Annotated in this window: 16 protein-coding genes; 2 read left to right on the top strand and 14 right to left on the bottom strand. The window is 35.5% G+C overall.

The window, feature by feature from the left end; translation table 11 throughout:
- Positions 1-56: 56 nt before the first annotated feature.
- A complete protein-coding gene (locus tag BUB90_RS13865) occupies positions 57-386 on the bottom strand; it encodes a winged helix-turn-helix transcriptional regulator (protein ID WP_073288763.1) in 330 nt (109 codons plus the stop codon).
- A 124-nt stretch (positions 387-510) separates the two neighbouring features.
- Here BUB90_RS13865 and BUB90_RS13860 point away from each other — a divergent pair, with 124 nt between their 5' ends.
- Complete coding sequence (locus tag BUB90_RS13860; protein ID WP_073288762.1) at positions 511-1131, top strand: flavodoxin family protein; 621 nt, start codon at positions 511-513, stop codon at positions 1129-1131.
- A gap of 146 nt (positions 1132-1277) precedes the next feature.
- On the opposite strand, the gene nagA is transcribed toward BUB90_RS13860, so the two are convergent.
- From nagA to BUB90_RS13800, 12 genes are all read right to left on the bottom strand, one after another.
- The gene (gene nagA / locus BUB90_RS13855) at positions 1278-2408 is read right to left on the bottom strand and encodes an N-acetylglucosamine-6-phosphate deacetylase (RefSeq protein ID WP_073288761.1); all 1131 of its coding nucleotides are present in this window, start codon (positions 2406-2408) and stop codon (positions 1278-1280) included.
- Positions 2409-2512: 104 nt separating this feature from the next.
- Complete coding sequence (gene nagB / locus BUB90_RS13850; protein ID WP_073288760.1) at positions 2513-3241, bottom strand: glucosamine-6-phosphate deaminase; 729 nt, start codon at positions 3239-3241, stop codon at positions 2513-2515.
- A gap of 10 nt (positions 3242-3251) precedes the next feature.
- The gene (locus BUB90_RS13845; protein WP_073288757.1) at positions 3252-4205 is read right to left on the bottom strand and encodes an ROK family protein; all 954 of its coding nucleotides are present in this window, start codon (positions 4203-4205) and stop codon (positions 3252-3254) included.
- 26 nt (positions 4206-4231) lie between these two features.
- Positions 4232-4930 (bottom strand): N-acetylmannosamine-6-phosphate 2-epimerase, encoded by a 699-nt coding sequence (locus tag BUB90_RS13840; protein WP_073288754.1) that lies wholly within the window; start codon positions 4928-4930, stop codon positions 4232-4234.
- 403 nt (positions 4931-5333) lie between these two features.
- Positions 5334-6248 (bottom strand): dihydrodipicolinate synthase family protein, encoded by a 915-nt coding sequence (locus tag BUB90_RS13835; protein ID WP_073288751.1) that lies wholly within the window; start codon positions 6246-6248, stop codon positions 5334-5336.
- Between the two features lie 104 nt (positions 6249-6352).
- Positions 6353-6805 (bottom strand): YhcH/YjgK/YiaL family protein, encoded by a 453-nt coding sequence (locus BUB90_RS13830; protein ID WP_073288750.1) that lies wholly within the window; start codon positions 6803-6805, stop codon positions 6353-6355.
- A gap of 12 nt (positions 6806-6817) precedes the next feature.
- Positions 6818-8455: an FAD-dependent oxidoreductase gene (locus BUB90_RS13825; protein ID WP_170865499.1), complete on the bottom strand. Its 1638-nt coding sequence runs from the start codon at positions 8453-8455 to the stop codon at positions 6818-6820.
- 4 nt (positions 8456-8459) lie between these two features.
- Positions 8460-9467: an ABC transporter ATP-binding protein gene (locus BUB90_RS13820; RefSeq protein WP_073288747.1), complete on the bottom strand. Its 1008-nt coding sequence runs from the start codon at positions 9465-9467 to the stop codon at positions 8460-8462.
- Between the two features lies 1 nt (position 9468).
- On the bottom strand, positions 9469-10494 hold the full coding sequence (locus BUB90_RS13815) for an ABC transporter ATP-binding protein (RefSeq protein ID WP_073288746.1): 1026 nt from the start codon (positions 10492-10494) through the stop codon (positions 9469-9471).
- A gap of 12 nt (positions 10495-10506) precedes the next feature.
- On the bottom strand, positions 10507-11403 hold the full coding sequence (locus BUB90_RS13810; RefSeq protein WP_073288745.1) for an ABC transporter permease: 897 nt from the start codon (positions 11401-11403) through the stop codon (positions 10507-10509).
- A 20-nt stretch (positions 11404-11423) separates the two neighbouring features.
- Positions 11424-12383, bottom strand: coding sequence for an ABC transporter permease (locus BUB90_RS13805; protein ID WP_073288744.1), 960 nt, complete (start codon positions 12381-12383; stop codon positions 11424-11426).
- A 111-nt stretch (positions 12384-12494) separates the two neighbouring features.
- Positions 12495-14147: an ABC transporter substrate-binding protein gene (locus BUB90_RS13800; protein WP_073288742.1), complete on the bottom strand. Its 1653-nt coding sequence runs from the start codon at positions 14145-14147 to the stop codon at positions 12495-12497.
- 497 nt (positions 14148-14644) lie between these two features.
- On the opposite strand from BUB90_RS13800, the gene BUB90_RS13795 reads away from it, so the two are divergent.
- Entirely contained in the window at positions 14645-15505 is an 861-nt protein-coding gene (locus BUB90_RS13795) for a MurR/RpiR family transcriptional regulator (RefSeq protein ID WP_073288740.1), read from the top strand.
- 156 nt (positions 15506-15661) lie between these two features.
- Here BUB90_RS13795 and BUB90_RS13790 read toward each other — a convergent pair whose 3' ends face one another.
- The gene (locus BUB90_RS13790) at positions 15662-17455 is read right to left on the bottom strand and encodes a heme NO-binding domain-containing protein (RefSeq protein WP_073288735.1); all 1794 of its coding nucleotides are present in this window, start codon (positions 17453-17455) and stop codon (positions 15662-15664) included.
- Positions 17456-17602: the final 147 nt, after the last annotated feature.

Below are 17602 nucleotides of genomic sequence, written 5' to 3'. Positions count from 1 at the left end.
TCACTTTTTTCAACACATATCGACGAAATATATCAAGTACAGGAACATACCTTTACTCAGGCGTCGTTCTCATAATGTAAATGTCCCCATTGACATAATTCCTCTAAAACAGGCATTAAGGATAAACCTAATTCTGATAAACTGTATTCCACTTTCGGTGGCACCTGAGGATATTCATTCCTTATAATAATTCCATCCCTCTCCAGTTCTTTTAATTGATTTGATAGCATCTTATGAGTAATACCTTCTAACGCTCTTTTCAATTCGCTATATCGCAATATATCTTTGTGCCATAACCAAAATAGTATATGCATCTTCCATTTTCCTTCTATTAAAGACATAGCATATGCAAATGGTCTTATATCAACATTATTTTCTTTCTTCATTTACGCTCTCCTTTAAGATAGTATCTCACTTCAAAGTGCATACTATTCAATTGAATATATTTAGAATATAATTCAATTCGTCTGATGTCAAATAAATTATCCATCTAACAAGGAGGCAAGTATAATGAAAGTTTTATTAATTAATGGAAGTCCAAATGAACATGGTTGTACTTACACAGCTCTACACGAAATCCAAGAAACACTACACAAGCACGATATAGACACTGAATTAATTCAAATAGGTAAAAAGCCGATTGCTGGTTGTATTGCATGTAACAAATGTCAAACAACTGGTAGATGTGTATTTCCAGATAAGGTAAACTATATCCATGACCATATTGATGAATATGATGGAATTATTATTGGTTCTCCTGTTTATTATGCAGGTCCATCGGGTCAGTTATGTGCTTTTCTTGACCGTTTATTTTATTGTAAAGAATCTAGTATGGCAGGCAAATTTGCTGCTGCAATTGTATCCTGTCGTCGTGGTGGTGCAAGCTCTGCTTTCGACCGATTAAATAAATATTTCTCCATCTCCAACATGCCTGTTGTATCTTCGCAATATTGGAATCAAGTACATGGCAACACCCCAGAAGAAGTAAAGCAAGATCTAGAAGGTTTGCAGACGATACGTACTCTAGGAGAGAATATGGCTTGGTTAATCAAAAGTAAATATGCAAGTTCTAACGCTGGTATACCAACACCAACATATGAAACAATGATTGCAACTAATTTTATACGTTAATATGTTGCGCAAACTGCAAAGAGTTCCAGACCTTATATCATATAAAACAACAGTGGAATATGTCAAAACACGGCATATTTCACTGTTGTTTTATATGATACTAACTTGAAATTTGTAATTATAAGCGTTGTAACAATTATACATATTTATAGATATCTTTCACCCTTAATATATACTGCCTTTATATTAAGATCCTTATCCAAAATCAGAACGTTGGCTAACTTATCTGGTTCTAAACTTCCCATCGTATCAAACACACCAATTGATTTAGCAGCATTCTGTGTGGCACATAGTACAGCATCTTCTAGAGGAATTCCCATATCTTTAACAGCAGTCTGCATACATTTTAAAAGGTTCGTAACGGAACCTGCTAACGTTCCATCTTCAAGCTCTGCTCGGTTTCCACGTACGATAACCTTCTGACCGCCTAACTCATACTCTCCGTCAGGCATTCCCGTTGCTTCCATACTGTCACTAATTAAGACAATTCGCTCTTTTCCGAATAATTTAAACGTACTTTTCACCGCACTAGGGTGAATATGTACTCCATCACAAATCAATTCCACATAACAGCCTTCATATTCTGCTGCCGCACCTACCACGCCTGGTTCTCTATGAGTAAAGCCAGTCATTGCATTATATAGATGGGTAACATGACTTGCTCCCTGTTCAAATGCTTTCATAGCGATGTCATATCCTGCAGTCGTATGCGCAATGGAAATATTGGTGCTTTTTTTCGCTTCCTGAATAAACTCCATGGCACCATCGATTTCAGGAGCAATATCTACAAGCTTAATCATATTACCAGAGAGCTCTTGTAATTTATTAAATTCTTCTACACTGGCTACTCTTATGTACTGTCCGTTCTGAGCACCTTTTTTCTTATAAGAGATATATGGGCCTTCCATGTTAACGCCGCAAAGAATAGCTCCTTTTTCATTGGGATATTCCCTTACCGTTTGGAAGATTGACTCTAGTTTCTCTCTCGAGAACGTCATTGTAGCTGGACAGATAGCGGTTACTCCCTGGGAAGCCTGATATTCAGCAATGGTTTCAAATACTTCTTTCGTTCCATCACAAAAATCAACTTTCTTGCAACCATGAAAATGAATATCAATTAATCCAGGTATTACATAGCAATCGGTTACATCAACTACTTGATCAGCTTCTTTTTCGTCAAACTCTTGTTCAGATGCAATTTTACTCCCAACTACATACAAATCTTTTTGTTCAAATGTTCCTTCTGGTGTAAATACTTTTCCATTCTTGAATTTCATATCCCAGCCTCCTTTTTAAGTTTTTGTTACGATTCAGTCTTACGACTTTATGTAACATTGTTGTCAGTTATATATAATTTCTTGCTTGTCAAACCAGAGCTCAGCTATATACTGATTTTTGAAAATGCTGCCTCATCTCCAATAACAGTTACATCATTATGCATCTGCAAAATAGAACCCGGTACTTTCGGTGTAACAGGACCAAAGAATACTTCTTTTACAATATCCGCCTTGTCAACTCCAGAAACAATCACGACTATTTTCCTCGCTTGCATAATGTTTTTAATTCCCATTGTGAATGCATATCTAGGTACCTGGGATACTTCTTTAAAAAGTCTGGAATTTGCCAATATCGTATTCTCACTCAACTTAACAATATGTGTTTCTTTTTCAAACGCATCATCGGGTTCATTAAATCCGATGTGTCCATTGTGTCCTAATCCTAATAGCTGTAGATCAATCCCTCTTGACTTAATTATCTCATTATACCTTGCGCATTCTTTATCATCATCTTCTGCTAGTCCATCTGGTACAAAAGTTTTACTTTTCTCAATATTAACATGGTTAAAAAGATTCGTATTCATAAAATAACGATAGCTTTGCTTATGTTCACCAGATAGTCCTTTGTATTCATCTAGATTAATGGTACTAACCTCGGAAAAATCTAAGTCTCCCTTCTTATACCAATCAATTAACTGATTGTACGCTCCAATAGGAGAGGATCCCGTTGCTAACCCAAGCACACAATTAGGCTTCATTATAATCTGTGCAGATATAATATTCGCTGCTTTTCTACTAGCATCTTTATAATCTTTTCCTTTAAGAAACCTCATAACTTTCCTCCTATGAATCCTTTTCATTCTGTTGAATAAAATAATAAATAGCTCCAACAAGTCCTGCTTGATTGCCTAAAGCAGCACGTTCTACGATCAAAGACTTCTTGAAATTACTCATAACTCGATTACTTAGTTTACTACGCACTTTGTCTATGAATAACTCCTGCTGAACACTTACTCCTCCACCAATTACGATACAATCTGGATTAAATATATGTACCAAACTTACCAGCCCATCTACCACATATTCAATCCACTCATCAAGTACCTTAAGAATCCTAGGTTCACCTCTTTTACATAGATCAAAAATTAATTTTCCATTAATATCTTCCTTCGTAAACTCCGAATCATTAATAAGAGGTAGTACTTCTTTAACCATGTTTATTAATGCTGTCGTAGATGCATACCGTTCATAGCAGCCACGATTACCACATGCACAATTAACTCCTTTATAGTCAATTGAGAAATGGCCGATTTCACCAGCAAACCCTTGATTTCCAAGTAGAATTTGATCGTTCACGATTATGCCACCACCAACACCTGTACCAATCGTAATAGCGATTACATTCTTGTGTCCTCTTGCATTGCCCAACCACTTTTCACCAAGTGCAGCACAATTTCCATCATTGACCACTTCTACAGGCAAATGATATTGCTTTGATAACTCTTCCTTTATCTTTGCACCTTTCCAGTTTTTTATACTGTTTCCAACACCATCTACAATACCAAGTATAGAATCGATTTGACCAGTTGCTGACACTCCGATTCCTTTTAATTCTACAGCTTCTACACCTATAGAATCAAGAAATTCTTGACTAGTTTTTAAAACAGTATCTAAAATAGGTGTTTCATATTGATCATAATTAACCGAATACTCCGCAGTAGAAAGGATCTCTCCCTGCTCCGTTACAATTCCATACTTCACTGCTGTTCCGCCGATATCGATTCCCAAATAACGCATATTTCACCTCCACTTACTACTTGCGCTTACTTAATGGCACTCATAAATCTTGTCGCAATTTCAAATGGACGTGTAATCGCTCCTCCCACAACAACCGCATAAGCACCGGTTTCAAGCATTGCTTTTGCTAATTCTGGAGTATGAACCCTTCCCTCTGCAATCACTGGGATGTCTACAGCCTCAATTAACTTTTTAACTAATTCAAAGTCAGGGCCTTCCACTTTCAAAGAGTAGGGTGTATATCCGCTCATTGTGGTGCTAACCAAATCCACTCCACATTTCCATGCGTTCACACCTTCCTCATAAGTGGAGATATCAGCCATCAACACAAGATCTGGATACAGTTCTTTAATCTTTGCTATATACTCATTAATGGTTGTTCCATCTCCTCTTCTTCTCATGGTACAATCAAGTGCAATTACATCCGCCTCTGCCTCTACTAACTCAGTTACTTCTTTTAATGTTGGAGTGATATAGGATTCATATCCTTCATATTGTTTCTTGATTAAGCCGATTACTGGAAGTTTTGTTTCCTCTTTAATTGCGATTACATCCCGTACACTATTTGTACGTATACAGGTAGCACCTGCCTGTTTCGCTGCCCTAGCCATAAGATACATAATTGATTTTTCTTCTACATATAATGGCTCTCCTGGTAGTGCCTGACAGGAGACAATGATAGAGTGTTTCATAGCTTTAAGAACCTCTTCTTTTGAAAATCTCATTTATGTTCTCTCCTTTTCTTTTTATGAATTAAGTAACTGATTTGGCTGTCAAAAGTTCTCTTTATATTTAATTCGTCAATTTGCACAATTTATAACTCGTTATGTGATGCAAACCATAGTTTATTCGCAACCCGCTCTCGCTTGGTTGAAGTTCGTAGTGGTACGTAAGGCTCTAAAATACAGAGCCAAAGTACCAACGACTTTATACAGTTGCTCACCAAACTATGTTCTGCATCACATTAGTCAGGTTTGTTAATGTGCAAAATGACGAAGGCAAGTTTAATGAATGACTTTTGACACCTGAACCAGTAATTCAAACTTCGCACATATAAAACTTCATTTAGAGTAGGTGGCTGTTATAACCTACTAAAAGGAACCTTCCTGTGTGAAGTTTCACAATTACTTACAAACTTTTAATTACCTCCCTTATCATCTGGGCACAGTTATTAATTTGATCTTTGTCTCCTTCTTCAATCTGTGCTAGTGGTGCACGAACGCTACCTAATTCTAAGCCTTCATTAATCTTTAGAATTCCTTTCATAACTGCATATAGATTTCCTTTGCATTCACACATAGCATAGATAATACGATCCGCTTCATATTGAACTTTTGCTGCCGCTTCGATCTTACCTTCGTCAACCAATCTTCTGATAGCAAGGTAAACTTCTGGCATTACCGCATAAGTTCCACCAATTCCACCAGTCGCTCCCATAGCAAGACCACTAACGAGCTGTTCATCTGGGCCGTTGAAAACTACACAATCCTCTCCACCAGCATCCTTAAACATTTGGATGTCTTGAACAGGCATAGATGAATTCTTCACACCTTTCACTCGTGGATTTTTTAACATTTCTTTAAATAAAGGCATGGTAAGAGTAACACCTGCAAGCTGCGGGATATTATATATAATGAAATCGGTATTCGGTGCCGCTGCTGATATGTCATTCCAATACTTCGCAATTGCATGCTCTGGCAAATGAAAATAAATTGGAGGAATTGCCGCAATGGCATCTACACCTAAGCTTTCTGCATGTGCCGCTAATTCACAACTATCTTTTGTATTATTACAAGCCACATGAGCGATAACTGTCATCTTCCCTTTTAATACTTCCATTACATGTTCTAATATAAGTTTTCTCTCTTCTACACTTTGATAGATGCATTCCCCAGAAGAACCATTCACATAGACTCCTTGAACACCTTTATCTAACAAATGTTTTGCAAGTTTTTTTACTCCTTCTGCACTAACATTACCTTTTTCATCATAACAAGCATAGAATGCTGGGATAATTCCTTGATATTTATTCATATTAATCACCTTGCCCTTTCAAAAGTATGGCGACTTTGTGCAAGTCAACTTGATGACTTTGGGCACCAAATCGCCTATGTGAAAGATTTATCTTTCACACTAGTCACCTCAAATTATTTTATTTTTACTTTAACTACAACTTTTTCGACTTGTTTTTGCTCTTCATCTTTCACTTTAACCATGTGAGCATCACTAGGATACAGAATTAGCACTTTGTTTTGCTGCATGTTGCAAATCGCTTCACTTTTTCCTTGATACTCGATAAAATCATTCTCTAACTCTCTTTTAACTTCTACCATATTGCGAATATCAGATACAAGTATATTCTCACTGCCCTCTAATGCTAGATGTATGTCAATATAATTCACATGAGCTTCATAGAAGGAGTCTTGTTCCTCCACCGTCTGATAACTCATTCGATTTACAAATATTTCTTCTCCATCTACTTCATTTTTACCTAGGGAAAGTTCCAATAGATCTTTTGTTGTAATGTACTCTAATGCCTTATCAAGATTCTTATGTATCCCTAGATATGTCTTCACGTCACTAAGTTCTGTATAAATCAAGTCGTCACCTTCTTACTTTTCTTCGAATTCTGTAATAACACAATTGTCTTGTAACTTTATCTCTATTCTTCTTGCATATTGGGAATCTATATTCGGATACTCTGCTCTGTAATGAGAACCCCTACTTTCTTTTCTTAACCTTTCTGCCTGCAAAATTCCTGTTGCTAACTGTAACTGTGCCCAAAGTTTTCTTGATTCCACATAGGCTTTAACATCAGTTGTAGACTTAACAATCATATTCTCTTTCCACGTCATTATTGTCTCTAATGCTTGGTGTAAACTTCTCTCACTTCGTATTACCATGGAAGCTTCCATCATAGATCGTTGCATATCAGACTTAATCTGCTCCCTGTTAGGAATCTCCCATAAGGAAAGTTCTTTTTCCCTATCTTTATTCCTTATTCCTGTGTGCTTCAAACACTCTTTCGCATATTCAGCAGCTGCCTTTCCTGCCCTCTTCCCAAACACAAAGCCATTGGCCGTGGACAAGCCTCCAATGCGATCAGCACCATGCATTCCCCCTGTAACTTCGCCACACGCAAATAATCCTAGCAGGTCTGTCGCTCCCACTTCGTTGATTTTTATGCCTCCATTTGCTGCATGTGCAAACATAGAAATTCTTATCTCGCTGTCAGGAGTTAGATTTCTCTTCTTTTTTAACCAGTCAAAGTAGGTACGTATAAACTCAGGCATATCCTCTAGTAATTCCTTATTATAACTTACCTGTAAACCTTCTTTGTCATGACTCGCTATCAAAAAGTCAATCTCCCTAGATGGCATTCTTGAAGTAAATGGTCCATAGGTAGCACGTTGTTCTAACATCTTCTTATCACAATCCATTACTGTTTGATCTGTCTCAGAATCTTGTTGCAATGTTGCGTACCGAAATGTCTTCTCATTAAAGATAATGGGTACTTCACTTGCCTTACCTTCTTTATTCACTAGCGCGGGCATCATCTGCATAAATTCCATATTAACTAATGTACAACCGTGTTCTAAGGCTATGAATTGTCCGGTACCTGTAATATCTGAAGTGGTTAACTTTTTCTCAAATAATCCACCATAGCCACCGGTAGCCAATATTACTGCTTTCGTTTCTATAAACCTTAATTCTTGATTCCTTTCACACACCAGTGCACCTACAATACGGTGATCTTCTTCAATCACATCCACCAGTTCGCAATATGGCAAAAGAGTAATCTCTAATTCCTGTAGCAATTCTTTAAATCGTTCTCTAGCCTTATCTGCCACTACTCCATGCCAGCTTCTCGTTTTATGGTCAAAACAAGGAATAAATTCCTTTTGATTCTTTTCTTTTGCATCTTTTAGCTGCAATCCTATTTCCTGTAGATATGCAATGGTAGGACGCATCTCTTTTACAAAACTTCGTACCATAGCCTCATCTGCCATGCCACAACCGATCGTTCGAATCGTTCGAATTAAGTCTTCTTCGTCTTCTTCATCTTCTGGTGCAATTAATCCCAACCCCCAGGTTCCAGGGTAGAAGCTTGAACCAGAGAATATATGAGAACTACTCATCAAGACTACCTTTTGTTTTTCTCTAGCTGCCTCAATAGCTGCCATAATTCCTGCAATTCCTGCTCCCACCACAAGGACATCACAGGTCATTGCTAATTCTTTATTATCCATCAAATCAATCCTTTTTCTGATCATATTTATGACAAGCTACTATATGTCCATTTTCCCCATGTAGATGCATAGCTGGATCTTCTTCTTTACAACGATCCGTACATAATGGACATCGATTGTGAAACGCACAACCAGATGGTTTATTAATTGGACTTGGAACTTCCCCGTCTAATATCTGACGTTTCTTCTTATTATGAATATCTGGAACTGGAATTGCAGATAACAGTGCTTTCGTATATGGATGCAACGGTTCTTCATAAAGTGTTTTGGAGTCTGCAATTTCAACAATTTTCCCAAGGTACATAACCACAATTCGATCTGCCATATATTGAACTACAGATAAATCATGTGCTATAAACATATAGGTAAGATTCAGTTCCTTTTGAATGTCTTTCATCAGATTTAATACCTGAGCCTGAATAGATACATCAAGGGCAGAAACTGGTTCATCGCATATCAGAACTTCTGGCATTACCTCTAATGCTCTCGCAATACAAAGACGTTGTCTTTGACCACCGGAAAATTCATGAGGATATCTTTGCAAATAATCTGGTTGGATATTAACCATTTTTAATACCCGTTCCATAATCTTTTCCCGTTCTTCTTTCGATTTAATTCCATGTACAATCAATGGCTCTTCGAAAGAGGTGTAGATTTTCTTCTGAGGGTTTAATGCAGAATATGGATCTTGAAACACCATTTGCACTTTTTTGCGAAAATCAAACATTTCTTCTTTACTGAATTTTGTAATATCTTTAAATTCTCCGTTATAGTTAAATTCCACCTGTCCATCAACTGGTTTCTCCAACATCATAACCGTTTTACCAAACGTCGATTTTCCGCAGCCGGATTCTCCAACAATACCAAGAGTCTCGCCTTTATATACTTCTAGACTAACTCCGTCAACTGCCTTAACATTACCTACTACCTTCTTTAAAGCACCTTTCTTAATAGGAAACCAGGTCTTCAAATTATTTACTTTAAATATTACTTCTTTGTTTTTCTCAGTCATCTTAATCCACCTCCGGGAAGTTACTATATTGTAAGCAACGAACACGATGGCCTTTTGATATTTCAAATGCAGGAATTTTACCTTTACGACATTCTTCACTGCAATCAGGACAACGATTTGCGAACTCACATCCTTCTTTTAAATCCGCTGGGTTTGGTGTTATACCAGGAATCGTCTCAAGTTGCTGATCATCTGCAAGCCCTAAAACTGGTACACTTCGAAGTAGTGCTTTGGTATAAGGATGGGCAGTTCGATCAAACAAATCTTCTAAAGATCCAAACTCAACTACACGCCCCATATACATAACGCAGATTTCATCTGCCATCTCCGCTACTAATCCCATATTATGTGTAATTAGAATGATTGACTTTCCTTCATTAACCTGTAACCCCTTAAGTAGTTCCATAATCTGCGCTTGTATCGTTACATCAAGAGCAGTAGTTGGCTCATCACAGATAATTAATTCTGGATTACAGATCATCGCAATCGCAATTACTACACGCTGTTTCATACCACCAGAAAACTGATGTGGATAACAATCAATACGACTTTCTGGATCAGGAATTCCTAACTTACGAAACAATTCAAGTACCTTTTGTCTTGCTTCTTTTTTTGATAATTTTGTATGTTGCAATAATCCTTCGGCTACCTGATCTCCTACCTTATATACTGGATTCAGACTAGACATTGGATCTTGAAATATCATAGAAAGTTCTGGTCCTCTTAATGCTCTCATCTCTGGTCCATTCGCTTTCTTTATAGCACCAATCTGATATTCTACTACCTTTTCTCCTTGCAATGCATTATACTGAATCTTATCTGAAGTGATCTGCGCGTTGTTGCCTAGGAATCTCATAATAGAATTCATAGTAACACTTTTACCACATCCGGATTCACCTACCACTGCAAGGGTTGTTCCCCTTTTCAACTGAAAAGAGACCGATTTTACAATATCAACTTTCTTTTGATCTGAGATGAAACTGGTATTTAGATTTTTAACATCTAATATAATATCTTTATTCTCCATCCCTTTGCCTCCTTATTGTTGTTTTGCATCAAGTACGTCACGTAAACCATCACCTAGGAAATTGATTGCTAATACGAATAATGTAATAGCAAGACCTGGAAACACCCAAATCCACCATTGATTTGTCACTACTGAAACTGATTTTGCTGCATTTAAGATATTTCCCCAAGTCGGCGTACTATCTGCAACTCCTAATCCAATAAAGGAAAGCGCTGCTTCTTGTAGAATAAAGAAGGCAACATTTGTTGTAGTAGACACAATGATCGGACTCATTACATTCGGTAGAATTTGTCCAAACATAATTCTAGATTTACTCATGCCAAAGGCTTCACTCACCTTAACATACGTTTCGCCTTTCACACTTAAAAACTCATTACGAACCATTCGATATGTAGTCATCCAGCCTGTAATCACAAAGATAACTAAGAGGTTCTTAAGTCCCCTTTCACCTACGATAGCTACAATCATCATAACAAGAACTAGTTGTGGAAATGCTTGAAAAATCTCAGATATACGAATTATAAACTTATCAATCTTACCACCAAAATATCCTGAGATTGCTCCCAAAACAGTACCAATAATCGAACTCATTACAGAACAGAACACACCGATGAAGATGGAAAAACAACCGCCGTAAATCACTCTACTAAATAAATCTCTACCAATCGTATCTGTTCCAAAAATATGCAAGGATGATGGCGCGCTTTTTAAATTCTTAATATCAGGGGTTTTAAAATCAACTCCTGCAATTGCCCCTATAACACAACCAAGCGTCATAATAATAACTACTACTAAACCAAATAACGCTAGTTTATTATTTAAAAATTTACGTAGCTTCTTTTTTAATAATGAAGTGGAACCGTTTTTATTTCCTGCTTGTAATCCACTCTTTAAAGCGTTACTACTCATAAGCGATATTCCTCCTTTTCTTATTCTGACAAACGCACTCGTGGATCCAATAAAGCATTGAACACATCAATCATAAAGGAACATACTAGCATTACTGCCGCCACAATTAATGTTGTAACCAATACCACTGGATAATCACCTGACACGATTGCATTTGTCATGGTTAATCCTATACCCGGATAAGAGAACACACTCTCAATTACTACGGATCCTCCAATCAGCATTGGAATACGGAATACTACTATTACAAGCACTGGTTTCATCGCATTTCTAAAACCATGTTTTAAGTAAACTTTCCACTCTGGAATTCCTTTACTTCGCGCGGTTTTAATATAATCACTATTTAATATATCTAGCATTGTATTTCTTGTATAACGCATCAAAACTGCAACCATACCAATTGTTAGTGTCAATACTGGTAAGAATAGATGTTGCACTGCATCTATGAATGGACTAGCCGCATCTGGGCTTACTCTATTACCTGAGGGGAACCAACCGAGTTTTATTGCAAAAATCTGTATAAGTACGATACCTAATAAAAATTGTGGCACTGCTTGACCAAGTACTGCAAGTACACGGCCAACATAATCTATAACTCCATTCTGTCTAATTGCTGATAAGATACCAATTCCAATTCCCAAAATTGCTGATAATACTAATGAATACCCTGCTAATTCTAGTGTATACGGCATACGAACCGCTAATATTGATGATATGGAGGCACCGTCAAAAGAATAACCAAAGTCACCCTTTAGACAATTTCCAAGCCATCTAAAATATTGTACAATTACTGGATCATTCAATCCTAATGATTCACGAAGAGCATCTACATTATCTTTATTGGCTGACAAAACTTCCGGACTTACCATAAAATTAATTGGGTCTATTCCTGTAAGCTGCAATCCAAAAAAAACTATCATACTAATAAGTACCAGCATTGGAATCATCATAAGTATTTTTTTAACTATGTACTTAAACATTCCAGTCCTCCAATCTAAATTCAATCGGATTGATCGTCATCAATCAAAAGTTATTAATCGTTTCAATCAATCCGATTTCAATTAATCTAATATTATTTGAAACTCCACAAACTACTTAACTTCCCAGTTAGTAAAGTTGATATCACAACTATATAGTGGGTTACAGAAAGTAACTCCATCTGGAATGGTTACTCTAGAGTTTGTAAACACATACGTACCAACTGTAAATAGTGGTACTTTATAAGCTTTTTCTTGTTCTAACTCTTGTAATTTCTTTAATGCTTCATTTGTTGCATTTTGATCTGTTGCAGAAGTTAATTCATCAATTAATGAATCGAATGCAGTATCTCCACCAAAGATATTCGCGAATAATGCATCACTACTAATATATTCTGTATACCATTCGTTTAAAGAGAACGCTGCTTTTCCTTTAAAACCGATATCATAATCACGAGTTGTGAATAAATCTGTTGTACCATCGTTAGATAATGTAGCTTCTACTGTAAGACCAGCTTGTTCTAGATAATAAACGATCATGTTAATTAAATCGATTGATGTTTGATCGTTGTTGTAGTAACAAATCTTTATTTTTCTGCTCACATCATAACCTGATTCTATAATTTCTTTCTTTGCTTCTTCCGCATCAAATGTATATTCAAAACCATTATAAGCTTCATAATTATTTGGTACACCTGAGTTTAATACAGTAGCATTGGGATATAATGCAGAAAGGGATACACGGTCAATTGCTTTCATGATTGCCTTTCTTACTGCAACATTTTGCATTGCTTCATTCTCTTTACCATCTACACCTTTCATATTGAAGATGAAGTATTTATAGAATAATACACCAACTTCATGAGATTTGTAATTATCTAAAACTTTCATAAGTTCAACTTGATCTGCTGCATTGGCATACATGTAATCGGTGTTACCAGCTTGTGCTGCTGTTATATAGTCAGACACAAAATAGTTGATTACTTTTGTAATCTTAGGAGCAGTTCCTTCATAGAACTCATTCAATTTAAGAGTAAAGTAATTACCTACTTTTAATTCATCTAAGGCATACATACCAGAAGTAACAGGATTTTGCCAAAATACATCGGAATCAAGTTTTAGAGGATCCACGTTTTCAAGCGAATGTTTTGGTAAAATTGCAAACTGTGTAAGAACCTTCATTATATCGGAATATGGAGTGGTTAATTTTACAGTAATAACATTACCATCTGCAGTTAATTCACTTATTTTACTAAATGCAGCTGTGTATATAGAATTAATTGTTGCTGTTTTAAGTGCTGTATTTATTGAAAAGATAACATCATCAGCAGTTAGTGCTTCCCCATCACTCCATTTCAAACCTTCTTTTAATGTAATTGTATATGTAAGTGCGTCACTAGATACTTCGTAACCTTCAGCTAAATCTGGATTTACTTCTGTTAGGGTACTATCTGTTGTAAACAAACTACGAAACATTAAATTTGTTGAAAATATTCTGTTGTACCAAGGAGTTGGAATCTTATCATCTGTGGTTGAACCATCTCCTGTTGTAACTGCAAGCTTTAATGTACCACTATCTGCGGAACTTTGTTGTGTATCATCTGATGAAGCAGTGTCTGATGAACCACTTTCTGTACTAGCCTTTTCATTGCTTCCTTCTTTTTCAGTGGTATTACCACCGTTTCCCCCAGAACAGCCTGCAAGTAAACCTACTGACATTACCAAACACAATCCTAATGCCAAGAGTTTCTTAATTGTTTTTTTCATAATCTTACCTCCGTTTAAGCATTCCTAATTTAAATTGTTTATGTGTTATCTTCTATCACATCATAACACTTTTCGAAATTATTTTCAATATGTAATTTGTGTATTTTTTATAATATTTTCATTTTTAAATTAAGTATTTTGGATTATTTTATTATTTTTGTAAGCTAACACCACCATTTTATAGTTATTTAGCAATATATTTTTAAATTTATCAATAAAATTTTTATCGTATAATTAAGTAGATGTTATTTTTAACTTCATTTTATGAAGTAGATATTGAAAATTTTTTTCTTTTCTAACTAAGCATTACATGTTATAGTAAAAATACATGTATTAAACTAAAAAACTAAATCTTTTTTATCAAATTTTAAACTATTAGTTTTAATTATTACTATTAATTAGTTTTGAAAAATTTTGAAATTTTTTTACATTTTCATTTTTGACATTATGTGTTAGAATAAGATTAAAGAAGATTTTATAAGACAGGGAGGATCCTTATGAAAGAGGCGAACGTAATTCAATACATAAAAGATATCTATTCTAATCTAACGAAATCCGAAAAAAAGATTGCTGATTTTATCTTGAGTAACCATATAGATGCTCAATATATGTCCATCACTTCTCTTGCCGATGAATGCTCTGTGGCTGATGCTACTATTTCTAGATTTTGCAAAACTCTAGGATACCAAAGTTACAGTGCCTTCAAACTAGCACTTGCAAAGAATACAGATCCCGCGGCTTCATCATCAAACCAAACAAGTGATAATACCGTTACAATTGAAGACAGTATTATCGAGATGGCAAATAAACTGTATAGTACAGACATAAGTGCTATGAAACAATCCTTGGATTTAATTAATCCAGAAACAATCACTCAAACCGTGAAATACTTTCATAACGCCCACAATGTCTACTGTTTTGGACAAGGTGGTGGCGGGATAATCGCCAAGGAAGCATGGTCAAGATTCATCACTGCTACTTCTCATTTTCGCTACATTGAAGATAGCCATATGCAAGTAATTGCTTCTAGTTTATGTACGCCAAATGATGTCATCTTGTTTTTCTCTTACTCGGGAGCAACAACCGATGTAATCGATATCTTGTCAAAGGCAAAAGAACGAGGTGCTATCATTATCTTAGTTACCCACTATCCAAAATGTCCCGCTGCCTCCTACTCCAATATTGTTCTTCTTTGTGGCAGTCAGGAAAACCCTTTAAATTCTGGTAGCATCGCAGTACGCATGGCACAACTTTTCATAATCGACGTATTGTTTAACGAATTCTGCCGCATGGATCTCATTCACACGAGCCAGAATCGAGAAACAACCTCAGAAGCCTTAGCCAGAAAACAATTATAGATGATCCTCAAAACAAAATAATCCATAAGACAGGAAACACTCCCTATCTTATGGATTATTTTATTTACTCTTTAATAATTTAAGGTATATTTATAGTTGTTTTTGTAGATTCATAGTTTTAATTATTATTTTTATTAAATGCTTTATAATTGCTTTTTATAATTGATATTTAATCAAATCATCTTTAAAGTTTACAATCATATTCTCAAACACTTCAATAAGATTTGTAAGATCTTTGATTTGTTCTACATAGATTGAAACATTACTATTTGCTTCCTGTGTGGAAGCCGAATTCTCTTCTGCAATAGCCGCCAAATTCTCAATATTCGCAAATAAAGAAGAAATATTTTGAGCTTCATTCTTCAAACGTCTTGATGTTTGTACCATCTCTTCGGATACTACTTTAAGATGTTGATTCGACTTATTGGTTGTTACAACTGCTTCGGAAAGTTTTGAATTTTCTCCTTCCAAAACACCATATTGAACATCAATATTCTTAACAATCTCATCAATACTTACTAATAATCCAGTTAAGCTTCCATTGATTTGACTAACTGCTGTATTCGTTTCCTCTGAAAGTTTTCTAACTTCCTCAGCAACAACTGCAAATCCTTTTCCTGCATCTCCAGCTCTTGCTGCTTCGATAGAAGCATTTAATGCTAACAGATTCGTCTGATTTGCAATACTAGATACGATTGTAACGATACTAGTAATATCTTTCGCATTTTCCTGTAAAGTAAATCCACTATTCTTAATACTATTGAATTTGTCTAGTACGTGGTTGATTTCCGTTGCAGTACGTTCTACCTTAGTGAAACTTGTCTCTATATCCACTACTGCATTCTCGATATGCCCTTTGTTATCCTCACTCTTATCGGAGATCTGACTAATACTTGAGATACTATCATTTAATATCGTAACTGCATTTTCTGTGTCACTTGCCTGATTGATAGCCGCTGTAGCAACTTGTTCTAAAACTTCAGCAATATCATTAGACGTATCTTGCATAGTCTTCGATATATCTGATACAGACTGATTGAACGTATACATCTCATCTACAATCGAATTGAATCCTATGAAATCTTTTTGTATGTTTTGCTTTAACTTATTAATTTCTACCATGTAAGACTCATATTCATCACTTGATTTAACTATAGTCGATTCAATAAAATTCCTATCACTTAATTTCTCAAGTTCCTTAAATATTAGTTTTCTAGGTCTATTAAAGATAGAGGCCGATATTAAAGAAGAAACGAATGCGAATGCACCAGTTAATAAGGCTTTGACAGGACTTTGAAATAACGCAAACCCTGCAAGTCCAACCAAAATTAAATTCATAATTGCCGTTTTAATTGTTGTTGACTTAAATATACCAAAGGAAAATAAATTATTTAAGAAATATTTCTTAACGTTCTGAATTTCAGACTCAAACTGAAGTTTAAGTTTTATCTCCTCATTAGATTTAGATACTTCTTCTACTTCAATCTTTTCCTTGAAATAATGCGATACCCCACTAATTAAACCTTTTAAGTAACTTCCCATTCCTCTTTTAGATCGATAAGTAAAATAGATTTCATTTGACGATAACGGTGTAACATCAAGTATTGGTGGTTTGGCACCTCTAAAACGCTTCATAACAATGACATGCACATCATTCATAGATTTTAAAAACTGATAAGCGGAATCATGACGGAAGAATCCTGGGTAAAGTTTACTAAATGTTTTGACATTCTCTTCTCCCATTATAAACCACATTTCATCTTTGTTCTTACCAACGGAATTACCGATATGCTCAACGATTCCTATTGCTAGCTTGTCTTCTACATCTTCCAGTGGTGAAAAGATATATGTACTAGAAAACCCAAAAGTCTTCAACGCATCATTCACTACTTCATTTCCAAATAGTATTCGGCTTGATTCAACCCACGATGAAACTACTGTTCCCTTCATATTAACATCTCCTTTGCAATTCTATAAAATTCTTTTTATCATATAATCATTACTTACATATAGTATTTATTATAACGCATATCTAGTATAATACAAATTTGGAAATCTCACAATCTTTATTTATGTTCTATTTCCACTCCACTACTT

The organism is Anaerosporobacter mobilis DSM 15930, from assembly GCF_900142955.1.
GTDB lineage: Bacteria > Bacillota > Clostridia > Lachnospirales > Lachnospiraceae > Anaerosporobacter > Anaerosporobacter mobilis.
The sequence above is the reverse complement of the archived record's forward strand: the minus strand, read 5'-3'. Positions and strand labels throughout refer to the sequence as shown.